Genomic DNA, 21,359 nt, shown 5'->3' with positions numbered 1-21,359 from the left:
GGGAACATTTATTTTAGGTTTCTGATTTCGACTGAGCCGTCTTCTTTTGAAATGAAGACGATAGGCTTATTTTTTGAAAAAAGTCCTACTTCTACGACACCACAAATTTCATCGATTTTGGTTTCCATTTCAGCGACATTTATCGGAGTTTTCCACGTGCAGTCGAGAATCTGGTTTCCGTTGTCTGTGATGACAGGTCCGCATTTTCTAACACCTTCGCGCAGCACACAGACTGCGCCGAGTTCATTCAAAGCATTTTCAACGGGGATTCTAGCTTCTGCAATCACTTCGACAGGAACCGGAAATTTTGTTCCGATTGTTTTTACCGATTTTGAAGAGTCTGCAATCACAACAAAAACTTTTGCATTGTATTCAACAATCTTTTCTCGGACGTGTGCGGCTCCGCCTCCTTTTATGCAGCTGCATTCAGGGTCGACTTCATCAGCGCCGTCGATTGCAAGGTCGAGTTTTCCGCCGATTGCCCTGTCGTTCATTGAATAAACCGGGATGCCGTAATCTTGACATGCGTTTTGTGTCTGAAAACTTGTCACTACGGCTTTTATGTCTTTTAAAGTGCCGTCTTTTATGTGTTCGGCAAGTCTTTTTACCGCCGGCATTGCAGTTGAGCCCGTCCCAAGCCCAATTTTCATTCCGCTGAAAATAAGTCCTTTTTCTATCAATGTGTCAATCGCCGTGTTTGCGACCAATATTTTTTGCTCTGACTGTGAAAGTGCCATCTTTTACCCCGCTTGTATATTTTGTCTGATACTATTTATTGCGAAATCGCTTTCCAAATCGATACTTTTAATATTCTTTTCCTGTAAAAAGCTTAAATTGTTCGTACGCCTGATATTCAAGCATTTTGTATCCGTTGCAAGTTCTGCATCCTTTCTTTGATGCTCTCAACATTAGCGGCGTCGTAGATGGGGTGTAAATTAAATCAAAAACCATCTCGTCTCCACGGAATTTGTAGAAGAAAATTGGGTCGAGTTCATTGCTTGATTTATCTTCCGAATTCATTCCGACTGAAGTTGTCTGGATTATCAGTGAAGAATATTCGTCAAGTTTTTCAATGCAATGGGTGTCTAATTTGCAGTAATTAAAACCATATCTATCTGCAAGCTGTTGAGCGTGCTCTTCTGTTCTGTTGAAGATGCAGACTTTTGCCCCCATCTGTTTTAGTGCATATACGACAGCTTTTGCCGCTCCTCCTGCTCCTATCACTGCGACTTTGCGACGTTTGATTTTTTCTGAGCCAATAAATTCTTCCAATGCTCTTTGGAATCCTGTCGCATCGGTGTTGTAACCGCACCACTTGTCGCCGTTCTTTACAATCGTGTTGCAAGCTCCAATCTGTACAACTTCGGGTGACTGCTCCCCTAAATAATAAAGTACAGATTCTTTGTGCGGAATTGTAACCGAAAGCCCGTTTACTTTCATGCGATCGCAAAAATTCAAAGCCTTTGAAATGTCTGGTGTTCTTATTGGAATGTAAACTGCATCGATGTTGTGCTTTTGATAGCCCGCATTGTGGATTTTGGGACTTAAAGTTTTAATAAGCGGCCAACCTGTTATTCCAAATAATTTAGTTTTTTTTGAAATATTTTTAAAACGATAAATATTGGTCAGCGTAAGCATGTCGATATGCCCGATATCTTTCATGCAGTCGATTGTCTCGTTAGGAGAAACATACGTCAAAAATGAATTTGAAAAAGCTGCCAAAATCCTTGACGGAAGCCCTTCCGGACCCATCGCACACAAAATATGTTCGTAATCAGTTATTTCTCTAGATTGCGAAAAGAGGCTTGTAACATCATCGAGCGAACGAGGTGTAAACGCAATCTTTGGAATTTCATATCCTGTTTTGCGCATTTTTTCATATCTGCCTTTGATATTCACTTCAACAGGATTCATCACATGTGTACTTCTGATTATTTTTATTCCGAACGCCATCGCCGTATCCTGAATGCTTGGGATATGATAGTCGTCTTCAAAATCTACAAATGCAAAGTTTCGAGATTTGTCTTCATTTGCAAAAGCAAGGGCACGGGCAAAAAGGTTTGTTCTTGAAAATTCTCCACCCGTAAATTTACCGCCATCAATATCGCGCCTGATAGTCAAAATACAAGGCAGCTGTATCATTGTCGGGAATCGTCTTGCATAAAACTGTTCGTCTTCAGAAAGGCAATCTACGCGGAGCTCAACGATATCAACTTGTTTTTCATATTTTTTTACAAGATTTACATCTTCTTCAAGAGTGCGTCCTGTAAGCGTCATACAAATCAACGGCTGGTTCATAATCTACCTGCTTAACTTCGTTTTTAATATCAGTTTACTGTCGTTTTTGCGACAACTTTATCTACGACTGAGAGAACAAGCGTTGTTCCTTTTGGCACTGCGTAAGGAATTGTGAGATTTCCACCCGGATGGTTGAAGCTTAAAATCGTATAAGATTCGCCTTCGTAAGGGACTGCTTCTAGTTTCATCGGAACAGGATACGGATAATTTGCAAGAGTTTCCGTCAAGATTCCGTAGATGTTGTCTTCAATTGGTTTAGACGGCATCGCCATTTCTACGCTGATTCTTGTATAGTTTGGCACATATTCAGAGTCAAACTGCTGCTGGCTCACAACTGTGCCGGGTTTTTCTGAATCGTCGGATTTATGCGCTGTGATGTCAAATACGAGTTTGCTCCTCGTGATTGTCTGGAGCAAATCGTTTACGCTCTGTCCGATGAGATTAGGGACTTTTGTGTTGTCGTAATTTGGCCCACGGCTTACAATTAAAGTTACAGTGACAGGTTCTGAGATGCTTGTGCCTGCAGGAGGATCCTGTTCAATAATCGTGCCGGCTTCAGAAGCATCGGGCTTATATTGAGGTTCTGCCAGAACAATCAGAGGGCGAGTCTGACCGGCGAACAGTGTCTGAAGTTTCAGCTTGAGCTCGTCGATGTTCATTCCTATGTATTCATCAATTTTATCTACAATTACGCCGCGGCTTACGACAAGAGAAACTCTGCTGTAACCTTTTACAATTGCGCCGGCTTTCGGAGATTGTTCAAGAATTGTGCCTTCATCACCCGGAGTGTCAGAATAACGCATGTTGATTTTTGGATAGAGCTCTTTTACCTGCATTTCGATGAGAGCGTCTTCAAGCTTTTTGCCTTGAACGTTTGGAACAAGCACTTTTTCAGGCTTTTTTATATTCACAAAATACACCGTAAAAGCTATTGCCGCCATGATTATCAAAGCTGAAACATAAAATGCGAGAATTCCCCATACATTTGACTGAAGCTTTTCATAAGTATCTTTAAAACTGAATTTTAAGTTGATTTTTTTCATTTTTTTTCTCCAGAGTGTTTATTGTAAAACAGTGCCGATAAAATCGCGTGCACCGTTGATAAAGTCTTTATAATCCATCTTATTTTTTCCTTGTTTTTGTAATTGCTGAACGCACAGAACGCCGTCGCCTGTTTTGATGTTTATTCCGGTCGTTTTTTCGTAGTTTAAAACAGTTCCTGCAACTGCATTGTTTGCCGCAATTTGTGAGCCCGACGAGTTTGACAAGTCTGATGGGGTCGTTGTATCTGACGAGCAGGACATCGTGTCTGTTGAAATTGCCTTTGCAGCGAGTATCTTGAGCGGTTGTCCATCATAAACGCACCAGCATGCAGGTTCGGGATAAAATGCTCTGATTTTTGCTTCGATCACTTGTGCAGATTCTGTCCAGTTGATTTTGCAATCTTCCTTTGTGATAATTCCGGTGTAGGACGGCTCTCCGTGCTGGACTTTTCCCAAAGGCAATTTTTTTTCTTTACAAGTTTCTTTTATAACTTCGCAGATTAATTTGGCGCCTTCTGATGCGCAGTAATTCAAAAGCGATTCGCCTGTTTCCGTCCCGCACAGAGGCACCAATGTTTGAGCGAGGATATTTCCTTCGTCCATTTTTAGGCTAAGAGTCTGGACGGTAACGGCGGTCTGTTTATCTCGGTTTAATATCGCTGCTGTTACCGGCGTGCAGCCTCTGTATTTTGGTAAAAGGGAAGGGTGTAGATTTATCCCTCCGAGTGAAAACATTTCAAGAAATTTCGGCCCGAAAATATGACCATAAGCAAAGCTGATTAAAAAATCTGCTCCAAGCGGCTGAATTGCGTTGCGTGCAGATTCGTCAAGGTGTTCAGGAGTGATAACCGGTATATTTTTTTCTTCAGCAAATTCGGCAACAGGAGTCGGGGTTAAAGTTTTATGGCGTCCTTTTGCCGTCGGAGGATTTGAAAGAACGCCTACGATACTAAAATCGTATTCTGATTGTTTTTCGTAGAGATATTGCAATGTAATGCGGGCTGCGGCCGGACTTCCTGCAAACAACACTTTCATTTATTTATTTTTTGCTTCCTTTGCCGCAATTTTTGCAGCGATTTTTCTTGCTTTTGCTTCTTTTAATTTTGATTTTTCTGCGGCGCGTTCTGCACGCTTTTTGAACTGTTCAATAGTTTTTTCCGCGAATTTTTTGTCACCGCGGTCAATATACATAATTCCTTCAAGGTGATCGTATTCATGCTGAATTATGCGTGCAAGAAAACCGTCGGCATCAAGCGTAAACGGACGACCTTTTTCGTTGAAAGCTTGAATTGTCACTTTTTGTGGCCGAGTTATCGTTTCATAAACTTGAGGAATACTCAGGCAGCCTTCTTCGTAGTCGCAAACTTGTTCAGAAGTTTTGATAATCTGAGGATTGATAAAAACTCGGCGAACGTCGTCGTCTGCAATGATAACGAACATCCTGAGTTTTTTTCCGACTTGAGGGCAGGCAAGTCCAACTCCATCTGCATCGAGCATTGTTTCGAACATGTCGTCCGCAAGCTTGCGAATTTCGTCATTGATTTCCGAGACGGGCTCGGCTTTTTCTCTCAAAATATCTTCACCAAGTTTTATTATTTTTAAAATCATTTTTCTATCCTAATTCTAGCGGCACGCGCATGACCTGAAAGACCTTCGCAATCTCCCAGATAAGATGCGGCTGCTGCGCTTTTTAGCATTCCCGCCTTTCCGTTTTCGGCACGAAGTGTTGTAACAGTTTTTAAGAACATCCGCACGCTCAAACCGCCTGTGTATTTTGCCGTTCCTGATGTTGGAAGAGTGTGATTCAGTCCTGCTGCGTAATCTCCAAAGACTTCTGCAGAATAATGTCCTATGAAAAGAGAGCCATAATTGTGCAATTCGCTTTCGATTTTGTCCCGAAGCTCTGATTTTTCCATTGCGATTTCAAGATGTTCAGGTGCTTTTCTGTTTGCAACTTCCACAGCATTTTCAATATTGTTTACTATTATGATGCGTCCGCAGTTGTCTATGCTTTTGCGAGCGATCGCTTTTGTTGTGAGGGTTTCAAGCTGAGCTTCAATTGCTTCTCTGACTTTGTCAGCGAGCTCTACGCTGTCTGTCACGAGTATCGGCTGTGCAACAGTGTCATGCTCTGCCTGTGCAAGTAAATCGGCTGCAACCCATTCAGGATTTGCTGATTTGTCTGCGATGATCAATACTTCTGTAGGTCCTGCTACCATATCGATTCCAACTGTGCCAAATACGGCGCGTTTTGCTGCTGCTACAAATTTATTTCCAGGTCCGACTATTACGTCTGCCTGAGGAATGCTTTCCGTGCCGTAAGCCATAGCTGCAATTCCTTGTGCGCCGCCTACCGCATAAAGGTGATTGACTTTGCAGATGTATGCTGCAGCCATTATTCCTTCATCGGCATAAGGTTTTCCTCCGACGAAAGCTTTTCCAGATATTCCGCTTCCTGTTTTTCCGGCTTCAACTGCATCATCGGGGTGAACGCGAGGCGGTGTACAGATGATTACATTTTTTACTCCTGCGGCAACTGCCGGAGTTACTGTCATGATAACGGTTGAAACAAGAGGGAACCGTCCTGCTGGAACATAACATCCTGCCGTATCTACTGGAATTATCCTCTGACCTGTGATAAGACCGGGCGCAAGTTCTTCTTCAAAATCTTTAAATGATTTGCGCTGCAAGTTTGCAAAACGCAATGCCAAATCGTGGGAATAGACGATAGCGTCGTAAACATCTCGTTTTTCTATTTTGAGTTTTTCTGCGGCAGCTTTTAATTCAGCCTGCGGAACTTCAAATTGTGCAGGAACAGCTACGTCAAATTTCTGTCCATAAAGTCGAAGTGCGGCATCTCCTCTTTTTTGAACTTCTTCAAGAACCGACATCACAACTTCATTAGAATCTTCAAAAGCGCGGGGCTTAAAAAAATCTTCTTCAACATCATTTATATTTTGTATCTTTATCATTTTATCTCCGTTCTTTTATTGAATTATTGTTTTTGTATTTTTAATGTTCCTTGTGCCTGCGGTCAAGTTCGTCGTAGACATCTTTCCATGTTACGCCTTCTTTATACATCAGGACGTTTACAAAGTACATTAAATCGGCTGCTTCCCATATAACTTCATTTTTTCCTTCTGCTTCACAAAGCTCTTCCGCTTCTTCTTCTATTTTTTCACGCACGCGTTTTGCATCTAAAGTTGCTGTGTAACTGCCGGGTTTTGGATTTTTAAATCTGTCGGCGATGATGTTGTACAATCTGCCCATGCTTGATTTTTCGTCGGGAGCTGTCGTAAAGCACGTCCAACTTCCTGTGTGACATGAAGGACCGTCAGGAATAACTGTCGCAAGGATACAATCGCGGTCGCAGTCAACTCTCATCCTTACGATGTTGAGAAAGTTTTTGCTTGTTTCACCTTTTGTCCAAATCTCATTTCGTGAACGGCTCCAAAACGTCAACTTTCCGCAGTCAAAAGATTTCCGAACGGCTTGTTCATTTGCAAATCCCTGCATCAAAACTTCACCGTTTACGCTCTGCGCAATCACCGGAATTAAAGGCATTTTTTCAAAATCAAGACATGCGATAAATGAATCTTTCAAGTCCACTTTATCTGTATAGAGAGCCATTCCAAGCTGGACGTCGCAGTTCATTTTTTCGAGCTGCTTGATTTCTTCTACAGAGGAAACTCCGCCGGCAACGACTACACGGCATTTGACTGCATCTCGAAGCTGACGAACGTAATCGATGTCGGTTCCCTGCATGCAGCCTTCTCTTTCAACGCAAGTAAAAAGAAGCTCTGAACAGAATTTTTCGGCTTGTTTTGCGCCTTCAACAAGAGAGATGTCGACAATTTGTGTCCAGCCTTTTACCGCAATTTTCCCGTTTATAGAGTCAACGGAAATAATTATTCTGTCTTTTCCAATTGCAGTTTCAAGTTCATTTAAAAAATCTTCATTTATCACAGATTCGCCCGGCTTTGGCTCTGTTTTCCATGCGCTTGAACCGATTATAACTTTTTCCGCTCCAAGACTTATGAGCTCTCGCGCTCGTTTTACCGTTCTTATTCCACCGCCTGTGCGAACATTTCCTTTGTGTAAAAGAGACTTTAGGAGCTCAGTGTTTACAGTATTTCCTTTTGAATCGACGTTTCCGAGAGCTGCATCAAGGTCAATTATTGCAACTTCTCCATACATGTCGAACTTACTGATTAAATCATCAGCGTCATCTCGCTGAAGTACAAGTTCTTTTCCGTTTTTGAGTTGAACGACATGTCCGTTTTTTAAGTCAATAGAAGATATTACCATAGAAGAGAGTTTATCAAATTAACGAGTTTTATACAAATGAATCTGTTCTGCAGATGTAGATTTCAGATATTGAACAAAACGAAGTCTCCGTTGCGCTGATTTCCGGCATGCCGACATCGCCCCAAAGACAAATCTTAAAATCTCTGATAAAATGGCAAAATGAATAAATTAGCAGTTGTACTTTACAAAAGTCAGGCAGCAGTCATTGCCGACCGTGACGGTGAAAAATATATCATAAAATTCTGCACGCAGAGCGCAACTTCCACAGGGAAAAAAGCAGTTTACGGAGAGCAAAAAGTCCGCGAAAAAGATGTCGTCCTCCTTCACCAAGGACCGTGTTCTTCTTTGGAAACTGTGCTTGATTTTTCAGACAGTGAACTTCAAAATCAGATAGACGAAACTTACGAACTTTTGCAGAGTGACATATCTACGGCGACTGCGCCATTGTCAATCTGCGAACTCGCTGAATATGCACGCGGAAGTTTTGATGCAGATTCAAGCTGGGCATTTTATTCGGCTGTATTAAGCAACTCTCATTTTGTCTTAAATGCCGAAGAATTTAAAAACGGCAAAATTATTTTTACGCCGCGAACACAATCTGAAATCGATGCAATAAATAAAAAAAACTACGAAAAAGAACACGAAGCGGAAATTCACTCCGCATTTATAACACGGTTGAAAAATAAAAAACTCGACCTTCCTGACGATGCAAAATACATGGGTGAAGTTGAAGCTTTTGCTCTTTGCAAGACAGATAAATGCAAAGTGATGCAAGAAGCGGGAATCTCTTTGACGATAGAGAAAGCTCATAAACTTCTTATAGATACGGGAATCTGGGATATCACAAAAAATCCGTATCCTACACGATTTGGGTTCAGCTTTGACTCGGCAAAAGAGCAGCTTGGCTCTATGCCAGAAGAAGAACGCCTCGAAGTTCCCGGAACGGCTTATGCAATCGACAGTGAAGATTCTGCAGACCCTGATGATGCAGTTGCTTTTGACGGAGAATATCTTTGGGTTCACATCGCAGACCCTGCTTCCTCAGTTGCTCCTGATTCTAAAATAGATATTGCAGCGAGAAATCGCGGTACGACTTTGTATATTCCTGAAGGCACTTCCAGAATGCTCTCCGAAAGTTGCCTTGAAGATTATGCTCTTGGCTTAAAGACAGCATGCCGTGCGTTATCTTTTAGAATTAAACTAGATGATGAAAGCCAGATAGAAGATTGTGCCGTTTTCAAAACTAAAATCAACGTCAAAAGGCTTACTTACAAAAATGCTGAAGAAAATAAAGAAAGTTCTGAGTTAAAGCCTTTTTTTGAAATTGCTGAAAAAAATAAAGAGCGCCGAGAAAAGGCAGGAGCAGTGACTATTCAGATGCCCGAAGTTTCAATAACAGTAAACCGCGAGACAAAAAAAGTCACAGTTCAAGAAGATGTAAAATACAGCTCTAACGATATGGTTGCGGAACTCATGATTCTTGCAGGCGAAGGTGCAGCGTGTTTTGCCTTTAAAAATCAGATCCCTTTTCCGTATGTCAGTCAGGAATCTCCTGAATTTCCTGACAATCTTCCCGGCGGCTGGGCAGGTCAATTTGCACGAGTGAAATGCATGCGCCGCCGCTCGGTTGGTATCACTCCAGCTCCTCATGCAGGGCTTGGAGTTTCGTTTTATAGTCAGGTGACATCCCCGTTGCGCCGCTATGGAGACTTGATTGCTCACGAACAGTTGCGCGCTTTTCTGGCCGGTCACCGCCTTATGACAAAAGACGAAATGCTTGAAAAAGTTTCTGCCGGCGATGAAGCGTCCGTTGCGGCTCGCAAAGCTAGCAGATTCAGCGAAACACACTGGAAGCTGATTTATCTTTTACAAAATCCCGACAATGTTTTTGACGGCTACTGCATAGATAAGAGGGGAACAGATGCGTTGTTTTTAATCCCTTCTATCGACATGCAGGCGACAATTAAAAATTGTGATGATGTGAATCTAAACGATAAGATTGAACTTAAAGTGTCAGATGTAGATATCCCAAATCAAAAAGTTTTGTTCCACAGATGATAAACTTTCACAGGCGACAAAATTTCACCGGTGACAAACTTCCACCGGTGGCGAATGGAATATCCTTTGTACATGCCTGATACTTCCATCGGGCATTGCAAATCATTATAATCATCTTATGATTGTAATGAAATTCGGCGGCTCAAGTGTCGCAAACGCTGAAAGAATCAAACACGTTGCTTCTATTATCCAAGCGTATCAGGATAAACGTCCTGTTGTTGTTTTGTCTGCAATGGGCGACACAACTGATCATCTTCTTGAAGCAGCCGATAAAGCTGTTGAATCTGTTGTAGATGTTGGAGGAGTTGCAAAACTTCACGAAGAAACTGCCGGAGAACTCGGCATCAAAATCGATACCATTCAAGCTCTCCTTGTCGAATTAAAACAGCTTCTCACAGGAATCTCAATGCTTAAAGAAGTCAGTAAACGTTCTCGCGACTATCTTGTTTCATTCGGCGAAAGAATGTCTGTAAGGATGATGGCTGCTTATCTCGAGTCTCAAGGAATCCCTGCAAAATTCTATGATGCGTGGGATATCGGAATAAAATCTGACAGCAACTTTATGGCGGCAGAACTCTTGGACGAAGTTTGGGACAATATTCCACATCATTTGAATGCTTACAAAAACGGTCAAGATAACGAAATTCCAATTGTGACAGGGTTTATTGCAAAAGACATTAAGGGAAATATCACGACACTCGGACGAGGCGGTTCTGATTTAACTGCAACTATGATAGGGGCCGCAATGCGGGCTGAAGAAGTTCAGACATGGAAAGACGTCGACGGAATTATGACGACAGATCCGCGCGTTGTAAAAGATGCAAAACCGGTGCCCGAAGTGACTTATGAAGAGGCTCAGGAACTCGCTATATTTGGGGCACAAGTGCTTCATCCTCGCTCTATGTTGCCGGTTCGTAAAGTTGGGACCCCGGTTAGAGTAAAAAATTCTTACAACATAAAAAGTCCCGGAACTATCATAGTTGAAAAGCACACTGGAAAAGTTCCTCCTGTTTGTGCAATCACAACTGTAAAACATATAACGCTGATAGACATTGTCAGCTCTCGTATGCTCGGTGCGGCAGGTTTTCTCGCACATATTTTCAACAACTTCTTAAAATGGAATATTTCTATAGATGTGATTGCAACTTCAGAAGTCTCTGTCTCGCTCACAGTTAATTCAAAAAATGATTTACCGGCTGGATTGATTTTAGATTTGGAGCAGGCAAGTCAGGTTGCAGTCCGCAAGTGCAAAGCAATTGTCACAATTATATGCGACGCAGCCCACAGCTCTGCAATTTTGGCAAGCGGTTTTGATGCACTCGCAGACGAAGGAATCAACGTTCAGATGATTTCTCAAGGGGCAAGCAAAGTCAACATCAGCATGATTGTAGACGATGATGAAGCGGAAAAAACCGTGCAGATTCTCCACGCTGCTTATTTTAACTAAAGGAGTTTGCAATGAAAATCGCACTTGTCGGATACGGAAAAATGGGGCACATGATTGAACAGTGTGCAAAACGAGCCGGTCACGAAGTTGTCGCAACGATCGATGTTTATGCTCAAGACGCTTCCGTAAAAGTTTCTGAAAATGATTCAGGCGCTGTTGCCAGAAGTGTAAAGTCGAGCGGAGCAGAAGGTGTGATTGAATTTACTCACCCGTCTTCCGTGATAGAAAATATAAAAGCTATTCTTCCTCTTCAATTGCCGCTCGTCGTAGGAACGACAGGTTGGAATGACAGATACAAAGAAATCGCTGAATACGCAAAATCTGTAGGCGGAACCGTGATGACTGCCGGAAACTTTTCTATCGGTGTAAATATGTTTTATAAAATCGTAGAAGAAGCAGCGAGAATCATGCATGATTACAAAGACTACGATGTGGCGACATGGGAAATGCATCACAATCAAAAGGCGGACAGCCCTTCGGGAACTGCATTGGAAATCGCACGGCGCATTCAGCTTTCTTATTCTGAAAAATCGGAAATTGTGACAGATTCTTTTCATCAGCGTCCTTCTCAAAATCAGCTTCATGTAAGTTCAACACGCTGCGGCAATGTTCCCGGAACTCATAAAGTTTTTTTTGACGGGACGGCTGACACAATTGAACTTACGCACACGGCACGAAGCCGAGAAGGTTTTGCAGTCGGAGCTGTAGAATCGCTTGTAAAGTTGTCATCATCGTTAAAAACAGGAAAACTCTCTAAAGGAAATCTCTACGGGTGGGACGATCTTTTTAATTAAAAAAAGTGCAAACTAAAAATCTAGCATTATCAGGCAGCGAGAATTATTCAAATATTTTTTTTGATTATTTTATCATCAGGATGTTTGAGCCGGCTATCAAAAATTGAGAAGCCGCGAGGATTACGAATTCTATTTTTCTGCTTATTTTATATTCTTTTTTTGTGTATTTTATATATTCTAGAATCACAAATGAAATTGTGCACAAGGAGCCTGCTGCTAGCGGAACTGTCCTGATGGAATGTTCAAGGAACAGCGCTACAAAAACAAAGTGGTTCAGCGAAAGCGCAGTCATGTAAATCACAATAAAAATTGCATAATAAGAAATCTTTTGTTTTCCGCATAAAACGCATATTGCTATTGCAGTCACAAAGTAAAAAAATGCAGCTGATATGTTCAGCCATTCTGGCACTTTGTATATATAGAAAATAGTCGAATATAGATTGAGCCAGAATAATATACAGATTGTGAATGAAACTATTCCAATCAGCCGATAGATAAACGCTTTATTGTCATCAGTTTTTTCAAATATAAAAAAGAAAGCCGCCGCAGATGAAAATAAAAGCGCAAAGACGGAAATGATTATTATATGAAAAGAATCAGGAAGATAATTGACCAATATCGAAATGCATAGAAAACTGCAAAAAGGAATTAAAAGCACTGAAGTTAGCTTTTCTATCGATGCATTCTTTTTTATGCATGCAAAAATATATAATCCTATGATTGCAAGCAGCAATCCGAATAAAATGAAATCTTTTATATACATACGTAACCTTTTATGACATTTTCGTAAAATTATTATATCAAATATTTTTTTCAAATAAAAGGTAAATAGGAGCGTATGGATTGAAACGATTTTCAGCAAAACACAATGAAAACTGAAAGAGAACCGAAATCGTATGAGGGAAACGTGTGCTTGAAGATAGAATGAAAAAAGTGTCGGAAAAAGTCTGATAGGAAACGGCTATTTGTTTGACATCGGCAAAAGTGAATTGAATAAAAAAAAATGTTTATATATAATCAAATTATTAAAATCGGCGGAAATGCCGATTTTTTTGGAATATTTTTTTTGAGGATAAAAAATGACAATTACGGAAATGCTTGGTCAGAGTGGACTTCTGACATTGCTAGGTATGGGTGTTGTATTTGGTTTTATCATCATTCTTATCTGCTGTATGAATTTGCTTAAAATTTTTGTACACGCATTTAAACTTGATAAAGAAGAATCAAAAGACACACCGGTGGCTTCGGCTCCAGTCTCAAGTGCTGGAAATGATGGTTCAATAGTTGCTGTAATCGCAGCTGCCGTGCATGACAAGGCATTAAACTCGTAATTTAAGGGGAATATAATATGGCTAAAGTTGGAATTACTGAACTTGTTATCAGAGATGCTCATCAGAGTCTTCTCGCAACACGTATGACTACTGCGGATATGCTTCCTGCAGCTCCTATGCTCGATAAAATCGGTTATAAATTTGTAGAAGGATGGGGCGGAGCGACTTATGACTCGTGTATCAGATTTTTGAACGAAGATCCGTGGGAAAGACTTCGCAAGCTTCATGCGGCAATGCCTAACTCAAAAATTATGATGTTGCTTCGTGCACAGAACTTGCTAGGCTACCGTCACTATGCTGATGACGTTGTAAGAAAATTTGTTGAAGCTGCTGCTAAAAACGGTATCGACTGTTTTCGTATTTTTGATGCATGTAACGATCCTCGCAATATGGAATGCGCTTCAAAAGCTGCAAAAAAAACCGGAAAACACGTACAGATGGCTATTTCTTACGCTGTTACTCCGTATCACACAATTGAAAAATATGCAGAACTTGCAAAAACTTATGCTGAATTTGGAGCTGATTCAATCTGTATAAAAGATATGTCGGGATTGCTCAAACCTTACGCTGCTTACGATTTGGTAAAAGCAATAAAAGCAAAAGTTGACCTTCCTGTTGAGATTCACTCTCACGCTACGACAGGTCTCTCTGTTGCAACTTTGTTGAAAGGTGCTGAAGCCGGAGCTGATTGGCTCGATACTGCAATTTCGTCTATGTCTATGGGAACATCGCATTCACCTACTGAAACAGTTGTTGAAATGTTGAAAGGTACAGACTTGGATACAGGGCTTGACACAAAGGCTTTGCTTGAACTCGCTGCATATTTCAGAGAGATTCGTACTCACTATTCTTCACTTGAATCTAAATTCCTCGGTGCCGATACACGTATTCTCCTTTCTCAGGTGCCTGGAGGAATGCTTTCAAACCTCGAATCACAGCTAAAACAGCAGAACGCAGGAGACAAGATGGACGAAGTTCTCGCAGAGCTCCCGCGTGTGCACAAAGATATCGGATATGTTCCTCTTGTAACTCCAACATCACAGATTGTCGGAACTCAGGCTGTTATGAACGTTCTGATGGGACCTTACAAAGTTATGACACAGGACTTCAGAAATCTTCTTGTCGGAAGATTCGGAAAATTACCGGCTGAACCTAATCAGGAACTCGTTAAAAAAGCTCTTGAACAGAACGGCATGAAAGAAGTTGTGACTTGTCGTCCGGCTGATGAAATTGCTCCAGAATGGGACAAAATGGTTGAAGAATCAAAGAAGAACGGCGGTAACGGAACAGATGAAGATGTCCTCACTTATGCTATGTTCCCTAACGTTGCTCCAAAATTCTTTGCAAGCCGTGCAAACGGTCCGGTAGATGCTGCTGCAACTTTTGCTAAAAAAGAAGCCGCTCCTGCAAAGGAAAACAAAGGCGGTTCTTATACAATCACTGTAAACGGTACTGCTTACAACGTAACTACAGGTCCTGCCGGCGACAGCATGAGCGTCAACGTAAACGGAAATAACTACAACGTAACATTCGGTGCTGCCGGTTCTTCTCCTGTTGCAATTGCTCAACCTTCAACTACAGTTTCTGTATCAGGCGGGGAAGCAATCAAAGCTCCAGTTGCCGGAACGATGCTTAAACATGTTGTTGCAGAAGGTGCTCAAGTTCACAAAGGCGACACAGTTATCATCATTGAATCAATGAAAATGGAACTTGAAGTAAAAGCTCCAGCTGATGGAAAAATTTCATTTGCCGTACAGCCGGGAGCTCAAATACAAGCAGGTCAAACATTGGCTAACCTCGGCGGAACTGTCGTTCAGGCTGCTCCTGTTGCGCCTGCTCCAAAACCGGCTCCTGCTGCCGCTCCGTCAGCTTCTCCTGTTGCAAGCGGAAAAGGTAAAGCAGTTTCGGCTCCAGTTGCGGGCACATTGTTAAAATACGCAGTTTCTGAAGGTGCTTCAGTTCAACCTGATACGACAATCATTATCATTGAATCAATGAAAATGGAGCTGGAAATCAAAGCCGGTGCTGCCGGAAAAGTTCATTTTGTTGCTGCTACAGGCTCTCAGATAGCTCAAGGCTCAACTTTGGCAGAAATTCAGTAGGTGAAAAATGGAAACAGAATTGAATAACAATAAAAAGAGCGTAAACAAAGCTCTTAAGATTTCGTTTGCCGTGATAGCAATCGCTGCGGTTCTTTCTTTTGCAGGTTGTGGCGCTTCAAAAACGTACAACGGCAGAAGAGCAAAGTCTGCCGGTTCTACAATTATCAAGGGTTCTGAAGGTATAAGAAATATAGATGTCATGAGTTTTTTTACTAATGTAGCAAAAAATACCGGCATCTATAAGATGATTCACAATCCATCTCCTGAAGAAGTTCGAGAAGAAAAAGAGCTTCGAGAGCAGATGGAAATAATCAAAGCTGAACAATCTTTAAAAACAGCTAGAGAACTTTCAGCTCATCCAGTTCCAGGTTGGCAGCGGTTGTTGATGCTCGCAATCGGTTTTCTCATCGTTTACCTTGGAGCCGCAAAAGGATTTGAACCACTTCTTCTTATTCCGATTGGATTTGGTACAATCCTTGTAAATATTCCTGGAGCCGGCATGGGAGATGGTCCTGACGGAATGCTTCATATAATATATTCTGCCGGTGTTGGAAACGAATTCTTCCCAATGCTGATATTTATGGGAATTGGAGCTATGACAGACTTCGGTCCACTTATCGCAAATCCTAAGACTGCATTGCTCGGTGGTGCTGCTCAGCTTGGAGTATTTGCAACTTTGTTCGGTGTTGCATTGATGAATTTTATCCCGGGTATTGACTACAACATGAAGCAAGCTTGTGCGATCGCCATCATAGGTGGTGCAGACGGTCCTACTTCCATATACGTATCTGGAAAACTAGCTCCAGAGATGATGGCAGTGATTGCTGTTGCTGCGTATTCATATATGGCTCTTGTACCGATGATTCAGCCGCCGATAATGAAGCTTTTGACTTCTCAAAAAGAACGCAGAATTAAAATGAGCCAGCTCAGACCTGTATCTAAAACTGAAAAAGTGTTGTTCCCGTTAGTATTGCTTGTTGTTACAATTCTCTTGCTTCCGCCTGCAGCTCCTTTAATCGGTATGCTTGCATTCGGAAACTTTATAAAAGAAGTCGGAGTAGTGCAGCGTCTTTCTAAGACACTTGAAAACGAAATGATGAATATTGTTTCTATTCTTTTGTCACTTGGAGTAGGCTCTCAGATGACTCCTGAAAAAATTATGAATTTGAACTCGCTCGGCATTATTCTGCTTGGCTTAGTTGCATTTTCAATCGCAACAATGGGCGGTTTAATCATGGCAAAAATCATGAACCTTTTCCTCAAAGAAAAGATAAATCCGCTCATCGGTTCTGCCGGAGTTTCTGCCGTTCCGATGGCAGCCCGCGTTTCAAATAAAGTAGGAATGTCTGAAGATCCTTCGAACTTCCTTTTGATGCACGCGATGGGTCCAAATGTTTCTGGAGTAATCGGAACTGCGATTGCAGCAGGAGTTTTCATCTCTACATACGGAATGTAGCGCTTAAAATTTATCGAAACATTGCAAAATTTGGCGAGGTTCTATGAAATAAAATCTCGTCGAAGCATATTCCGGTTTTATAAAAAATATCCTGTTTAATTTACGGGATATTTTTTTATTTTAAAACAATATTTTAATTGACATAATACTATTTTATATATAATATGTTGATGTAAATAATATTATTGTGAAGAAGATATGGAGGCTTAAATGATGTTTACTGCGGGTTCTGCATTGTTAGATGCCGTCGTTCTTTCTGTAGTGAGTATAGAAGGGACTTACGGTTATAAAATAACGCAGGATGTCCGAGAAGTTATGGATGTGTCGGAAAGTACGCTTTACCCTGTTTTGCGTCGCCTTCAGAAAGACGGTTATCTTGAAACTTACGATATGGAGTTTCAAGGGCGAAACAGAAGGTATTATAAAATCACTTCAAATGGAATGATTCTGCTTGATAAATACAGAAGAGAGTGGTGTACTTTTAGAAAGGAAATTGACAAAATTCTTATGGGAGTCAATTCAAATAAAAATTAAGCGATTTTTGGAGATTATGATGAATAGGGAAGAATATTTGAGCGAGCTTAAAAAAAATCTGCTTGCACTGAGCGCCGATGAACAGGCGGAAGCGATTCAGTATTATTCAGATTATTTTGAAGAAGCGAATGATGATGAAAAAGTTATTCGGGAGCTTGGGCAGCCTGCGGAACTTGCAAAGACAATAAGTGAAAAGTTTGCGAATGCACTTGTAAAGAATAAAACAGAGAACTCAGAGCAATCTGAAAATCAAGATAAAGATGATTATGATTACGAAGGTTTTGAATCGCTTTATTTTGAATTTCCAAAAGACAATGTCAACAGCCTTTTTATGAATTTTGGTGCAGCCGATGTCGTTGCAATTCCGGGTGATGTCTTTGCTGTTGAGACGCGCGGTATTTCAAAAGATTTTATGAACTGCTATTTAAGTGGAGATGGTATTTTAACTATCAGCAATACACGCCGCTTGAACTTGAATTTTTGGAACCATCAGAGGAGGTTTAGAATTGTCCCGAGAATTTTAGTGACAATTCCATCTGATGCAGACTTGGAACGCGTGAGGCTTTCTGTGGGGGCTGGGAATTTTACTGCAAAAGACATCGTTTTGAAAAGTAAGTATGCAAACATCGATGTTGGGGCGGGCTGCGTGGTTCTTTCCAATCTATATGGCGGAAAGGTCAATTTTAGATGTGGAATGGGCAGCTTGAAATTCAAAGGAACTATAAAAGGTGTTTCAAATATTGACTGCGGGATGGGAAGTATCAACTTAAAACTTGATGGAAAAGCTTCCGATTACTCGTTTGATGCAAAAATTGGGCTTGGCGATTTTAAATTCGATGGAGAGAAAAGAAGTGGTTTTGCCCAGAAAATCAGTCAGCCTGAAAGAGAAAATCATTTTTCTGTAAATGTTGGAATGGGAACTGTAAAAATAGGGTTTAATAAATAGGAGTGTGAAAATGGCTAAACGTTTATGCAAATCTAGAAAAAATAAAATGATTGATGGAGTATGCGGCGGTATCGCTGAATATTTCAATATTGATGCAACTATTGTTCGTATTGTTGCGGTGATTGTTGCCTGCATCAATGGACTTGGTGTTATTGCATACATCATCGCATGTGTTGTAATGCCTTATTCTGATGCACAGGATTTTGAAAATGCGAGCGATGAAGAAATCGATAAACTTAAGAGAGCGAATCGATATTCGGGAAATGAATCAAAATCATCTGGAAGCCGCAGCAGAACAAACAAAAAAAACGACAAAAAAATGCATTCGGACGAAGATTTTGATAAATACTTCGATAAATAAATTGCACGGAAATTACACGGAAATTACGTTGCTAAATAAATTGCGCTGAACCAGCTGAACCCGCGCTGAAATTGCCGAAGCGCAAGTCTAAAATCCGTTTAATTTCATAAAAAAATGCCGAAATACCTTTGAAGCAATTCGAAGGTATTTTTTTTCGCGATTCTAAATATTTGCCGTTTTCCCGCTTTTGTTGTTATATTTAATTGTATGAACGATACTAACGAAAATAAAGAAAACTCAATAATACCGGCAGAACAGATTTTGCCAAATAAACTCACGATTATCCCTTTGCAAGGGCGTCCGATATTTCCCGGAATTTTTACGCCGCTGATGATAAGTTCAAATGACGATGTGCATGTTGCGGAAGAAGCATACGGGAAAGACGGGTTTGTCGGAATCGTTATGGCAAAAAATGATTCTGAAAATCTGACTGTCAAAGACTTGTACAAAGTTGGAACTGTCGCTCATATAATAAAAAAGGTCAATCTTCCTGATGGCGGAGTAAACCTTTTCATATCTACTGTGAAAAGATTTAGAATCAGAAAATCGCTTCACAATTCTTCACCGATGGCTGTAGCTGTCGATTATCTTGATGATGATGAAGCGTCGACTTTTGAAGTAAAAGCGCTCACCCGTGCTCTGATAAGCGAGATGAAAGAAATCAGCGAAAATAATCCGTTGTTCAGCGAAGAGATGCGGCTAAACATGGTCAATATCGATAATCCCGGAAAAATCGCAGATTTTATTGCTTCAATTTTGAATATAGATAAATCAGAACAGCAGAAGATTTTGGAGACTACAAACGTTCGCCAGCGAATGGAGCAAGTGCTTGTCTATATCAAAAAGGAACAGGAACTTTTGCGTGTCCAAAAAAAGATTCAGAACGAGCTGAATGAAAAAATCGAAAAGAATCAACGTGAATATTTTCTCCGCGAAGAAATGAAAGCTATTCAGGAAGAACTCGGCGAAACTCCCGATGGAAATGATACTGATTATCTTAAATATAAAAAGAAGATTGATTCGTTTAATTTTGAAGGAGAAATAAAAGAAACAGTTTACAGCGAACTTGAAAAATTTAATCTGATGGATCCGAATTCTTCTGAGTATATTGGAACGCGCAATTTTCTGGAGCTCGTAACTCAGTTGCCATGGAAAGAGCCTGCCATAGATAATTACGAGCTTGCTCGTGCAAAAAAAGTTCTTGAAGATGATCACTATGGGCTTGATGATGTCAAAAAACGAATCATCGAATATCTTGCAGTCAGAAAGATGAAAGGCGACAGCAAAGGTTCAATTCTGCTCTTAGTAGGGCCTCCTGGTGTTGGAAAAACGTCTGTCGGTCGTTCTATTGCAAATGCGATGAACAAGCCTTTTTACAGATTTTCTGTGGGAGGCATGAGAGATGAAGCTGAAATAAAAGGTCACAGGCGAACTTACATTGGGGCAATGCCGGGGAAGATAATTCAAGGATTGAAAATCACAAAGAGCAACACTCCTGTTTTTATGATAGACGAGGTAGACAAGATGGGTTCCAGCCACAATGGAGACCCTGCTTCTGCATTGCTCGAAGTCCTTGACCCTGAACAAAATGTTTCATTCCGGGACAACTATCTTGATTTACCGTTTGATGTTTCAAATGTATTTTTTATTTTGACAGCAAACTCGCTAGATTCCATTCCAGCTCCTTTACTCGACCGAGCCGAAATCATTCATCTGAGCGGCTACATTGATCAGGAAAAAATCGAAATTGCAAAAAAATATATTATTCCAAAAAACTTGAAAAAAAACGGTTTGAAGAAAAATCAGGTGAAATACACAAAAAATGCGCTTCTTGAAATTGCAGAAGAATACGCGAGAGAAGCCGGCGTTCGCAATTACGAAAAAATGGTAGACAAGATTCACCGCAAAATAGTAACTGAAATGCTGACAGATAACGAGTCAAAGCCGTCTGATGGTGATAAAGACTATTCAAAAATATTGATTACTGTAGATTCTCAAGATCTTTTTAAGTATCTTGGAAAACCCGATTTTGATGAGAGCCAACTAAAAGAAGCAAAAGTGCCGGGAACTGCAATCGGACTTGCATGGACGAGCATGGGAGGCGACACTCTTTTAATTGAATCGACTCACTTTGCAGGAAAAGGCGGACTTGTCCTCACAGGTCAGATGGGAGACGTGATGAAAGAATCTAGTCAGATCGCTTTCAACTGGTCTCGTAAGTTTGCCCTTGATAACGGCAAAAAAAAATCAAAGTGGTTTGATGAAAACATCGTTCATCTTCACATCCCTGAAGGTTCAACTCCAAAAGACGGTCCAAGCGCCGGAATCACAATGGCTACAACTTTTGTATCGTTGTTTACCGGTAAAAAAATCAAAGCTCATCTTGCAATGACAGGCGAGCTCTCTTTAACAGGGCAGGTTTTGCCGATCGGTGGGTTGCGAGAAAAGACTGTCGCTGCAAGGAGAAACAATATAAAGACAATCATTATTCCAAAGGCTAATGAACGTGATTTGACAGAAATTCCTGAACACGTAAAAGCTGGAATTAAGTTTATACCGGTCAGCGATGTCCATGAAGTTTTGGAAATCGCACTTGGGATAAAATAGCACAATATGATGTGTAAAAATATCAAAAATGCCGCAGTTGAAACAAATAAAAACGATTTTGGCATAATATCTCA

Annotated in this window: 18 protein-coding genes; 10 read left to right on the top strand and 8 right to left on the bottom strand. The window is 40.9% G+C overall.

Going from position 1 to position 21,359, the window contains the following annotated elements; genetic code table 11:
• Positions 1 to 8 precede the first annotated feature (8 nt).
• The 7 genes from rpiA to hisIE all read right to left on the bottom strand — a co-directional run bounded on the left by rpiA (position 9) and on the right by hisIE (position 7,649).
• Entirely contained in the window at positions 9 to 737 is a 729-nt protein-coding gene (rpiA, locus tag H9I37_RS09275) for a ribose-5-phosphate isomerase RpiA (protein WP_187382349.1), read from the bottom strand.
• Between the two features lie 67 nt (positions 738 to 804).
• Entirely contained in the window at positions 805 to 2,298 is a 1,494-nt protein-coding gene (gene aroE, locus H9I37_RS09270) for a shikimate dehydrogenase (RefSeq protein WP_187382348.1), read from the bottom strand.
• 29 nt (positions 2,299 to 2,327) lie between these two features.
• Positions 2,328 to 3,341, bottom strand: coding sequence for a PASTA domain-containing protein (locus tag H9I37_RS09265; protein ID WP_187382347.1), 1,014 nt, complete (start codon positions 3,339 to 3,341; stop codon positions 2,328 to 2,330).
• A gap of 18 nt (positions 3,342 to 3,359) precedes the next feature.
• Positions 3,360 to 4,376, bottom strand: a complete 1,017-nt coding sequence (gene fmt, locus H9I37_RS09260; RefSeq protein WP_187382346.1) for a methionyl-tRNA formyltransferase — start codon at positions 4,374 to 4,376, stop codon at positions 3,360 to 3,362.
• Positions 4,377 to 4,949: a peptide deformylase gene (gene def, locus H9I37_RS09255; protein WP_187382345.1), complete on the bottom strand. Its 573-nt coding sequence runs from the start codon at positions 4,947 to 4,949 to the stop codon at positions 4,377 to 4,379. It lies immediately after the preceding gene.
• Positions 4,946 to 6,313: a histidinol dehydrogenase gene (gene hisD, locus H9I37_RS09250; RefSeq protein ID WP_187382344.1), complete on the bottom strand. Its 1,368-nt coding sequence runs from the start codon at positions 6,311 to 6,313 to the stop codon at positions 4,946 to 4,948. Before hisD ends, def begins: the two co-directional genes overlap by 4 nt.
• 40 nt (positions 6,314 to 6,353) lie before the next feature.
• On the bottom strand, positions 6,354 to 7,649 hold the full coding sequence (gene hisIE, locus H9I37_RS09245) for a bifunctional phosphoribosyl-AMP cyclohydrolase/phosphoribosyl-ATP diphosphatase HisIE (protein ID WP_187382343.1): 1,296 nt from the start codon (positions 7,647 to 7,649) through the stop codon (positions 6,354 to 6,356).
• A gap of 159 nt (positions 7,650 to 7,808) precedes the next feature.
• Between hisIE and H9I37_RS09240 the strand changes: the two genes are divergently transcribed.
• The 3 genes from H9I37_RS09240 to dapB all read left to right on the top strand — a co-directional run bounded on the left by H9I37_RS09240 (position 7,809) and on the right by dapB (position 11,948).
• Positions 7,809 to 9,707 carry a ribonuclease catalytic domain-containing protein gene (locus H9I37_RS09240; protein WP_187382342.1) on the top strand — a complete coding sequence of 633 codons (1,899 nt, stop codon included), beginning with the start codon at positions 7,809 to 7,811 and terminating at the stop codon, positions 9,705 to 9,707.
• Positions 9,708 to 9,825: 118 nt separating this feature from the next.
• A complete protein-coding gene (locus H9I37_RS09235; protein WP_187382341.1) occupies positions 9,826 to 11,154 on the top strand; it encodes an aspartate kinase in 1,329 nt (442 codons plus the stop codon).
• Positions 11,155 to 11,165: 11 nt separating this feature from the next.
• Positions 11,166 to 11,948, top strand: coding sequence for a 4-hydroxy-tetrahydrodipicolinate reductase (dapB, locus tag H9I37_RS09230; RefSeq protein WP_187382340.1), 783 nt, complete (start codon positions 11,166 to 11,168; stop codon positions 11,946 to 11,948).
• A gap of 64 nt (positions 11,949 to 12,012) precedes the next feature.
• Here dapB and H9I37_RS09225 read toward each other — a convergent pair whose 3' ends face one another.
• The gene (locus H9I37_RS09225; protein ID WP_187382339.1) at positions 12,013 to 12,711 is read right to left on the bottom strand and encodes a hypothetical protein; all 699 of its coding nucleotides are present in this window, start codon (positions 12,709 to 12,711) and stop codon (positions 12,013 to 12,015) included.
• Positions 12,712 to 13,027: 316 nt separating this feature from the next.
• On the opposite strand from H9I37_RS09225, the gene H9I37_RS09220 reads away from it, so the two are divergent.
• From H9I37_RS09220 to lon, 7 genes are all read left to right on the top strand, one after another.
• Positions 13,028 to 13,279 (top strand): OadG family protein, encoded by a 252-nt coding sequence (locus H9I37_RS09220; protein ID WP_187382338.1) that lies wholly within the window; start codon positions 13,028 to 13,030, stop codon positions 13,277 to 13,279.
• 17 nt (positions 13,280 to 13,296) lie between these two features.
• Entirely contained in the window at positions 13,297 to 15,381 is a 2,085-nt protein-coding gene (gene oadA / locus H9I37_RS09215) for a sodium-extruding oxaloacetate decarboxylase subunit alpha (protein ID WP_187382337.1), read from the top strand.
• A gap of 7 nt (positions 15,382 to 15,388) precedes the next feature.
• Complete coding sequence (locus H9I37_RS09210; RefSeq protein WP_222864200.1) at positions 15,389 to 16,837, top strand: sodium ion-translocating decarboxylase subunit beta; 1,449 nt, start codon at positions 15,389 to 15,391, stop codon at positions 16,835 to 16,837.
• 210 nt (positions 16,838 to 17,047) lie between these two features.
• Positions 17,048 to 17,371, top strand: a complete 324-nt coding sequence (locus tag H9I37_RS09205) for a PadR family transcriptional regulator (RefSeq protein WP_187382336.1) — start codon at positions 17,048 to 17,050, stop codon at positions 17,369 to 17,371.
• A gap of 16 nt (positions 17,372 to 17,387) precedes the next feature.
• Complete coding sequence (locus tag H9I37_RS09200) at positions 17,388 to 18,317, top strand: DUF1700 domain-containing protein (protein ID WP_187382335.1); 930 nt, start codon at positions 17,388 to 17,390, stop codon at positions 18,315 to 18,317.
• 10 nt (positions 18,318 to 18,327) lie between these two features.
• Positions 18,328 to 18,678, top strand: a complete 351-nt coding sequence (locus H9I37_RS09195) for a PspC domain-containing protein (RefSeq protein ID WP_187382334.1) — start codon at positions 18,328 to 18,330, stop codon at positions 18,676 to 18,678.
• A 207-nt stretch (positions 18,679 to 18,885) separates the two neighbouring features.
• The gene (lon, locus tag H9I37_RS09190) at positions 18,886 to 21,285 is read left to right on the top strand and encodes an endopeptidase La (RefSeq protein WP_187382333.1); all 2,400 of its coding nucleotides are present in this window, start codon (positions 18,886 to 18,888) and stop codon (positions 21,283 to 21,285) included.
• Positions 21,286 to 21,359: the final 74 nt, after the last annotated feature.

Origin of the sequence: Treponema sp. Marseille-Q3903 (assembly GCF_014334335.1) — a bacterium.
Lineage (GTDB): Bacteria > Spirochaetota > Spirochaetia > Treponematales > Treponemataceae > Treponema_D.
This window is presented reverse-complemented; position numbering and strand designations above follow the sequence as displayed.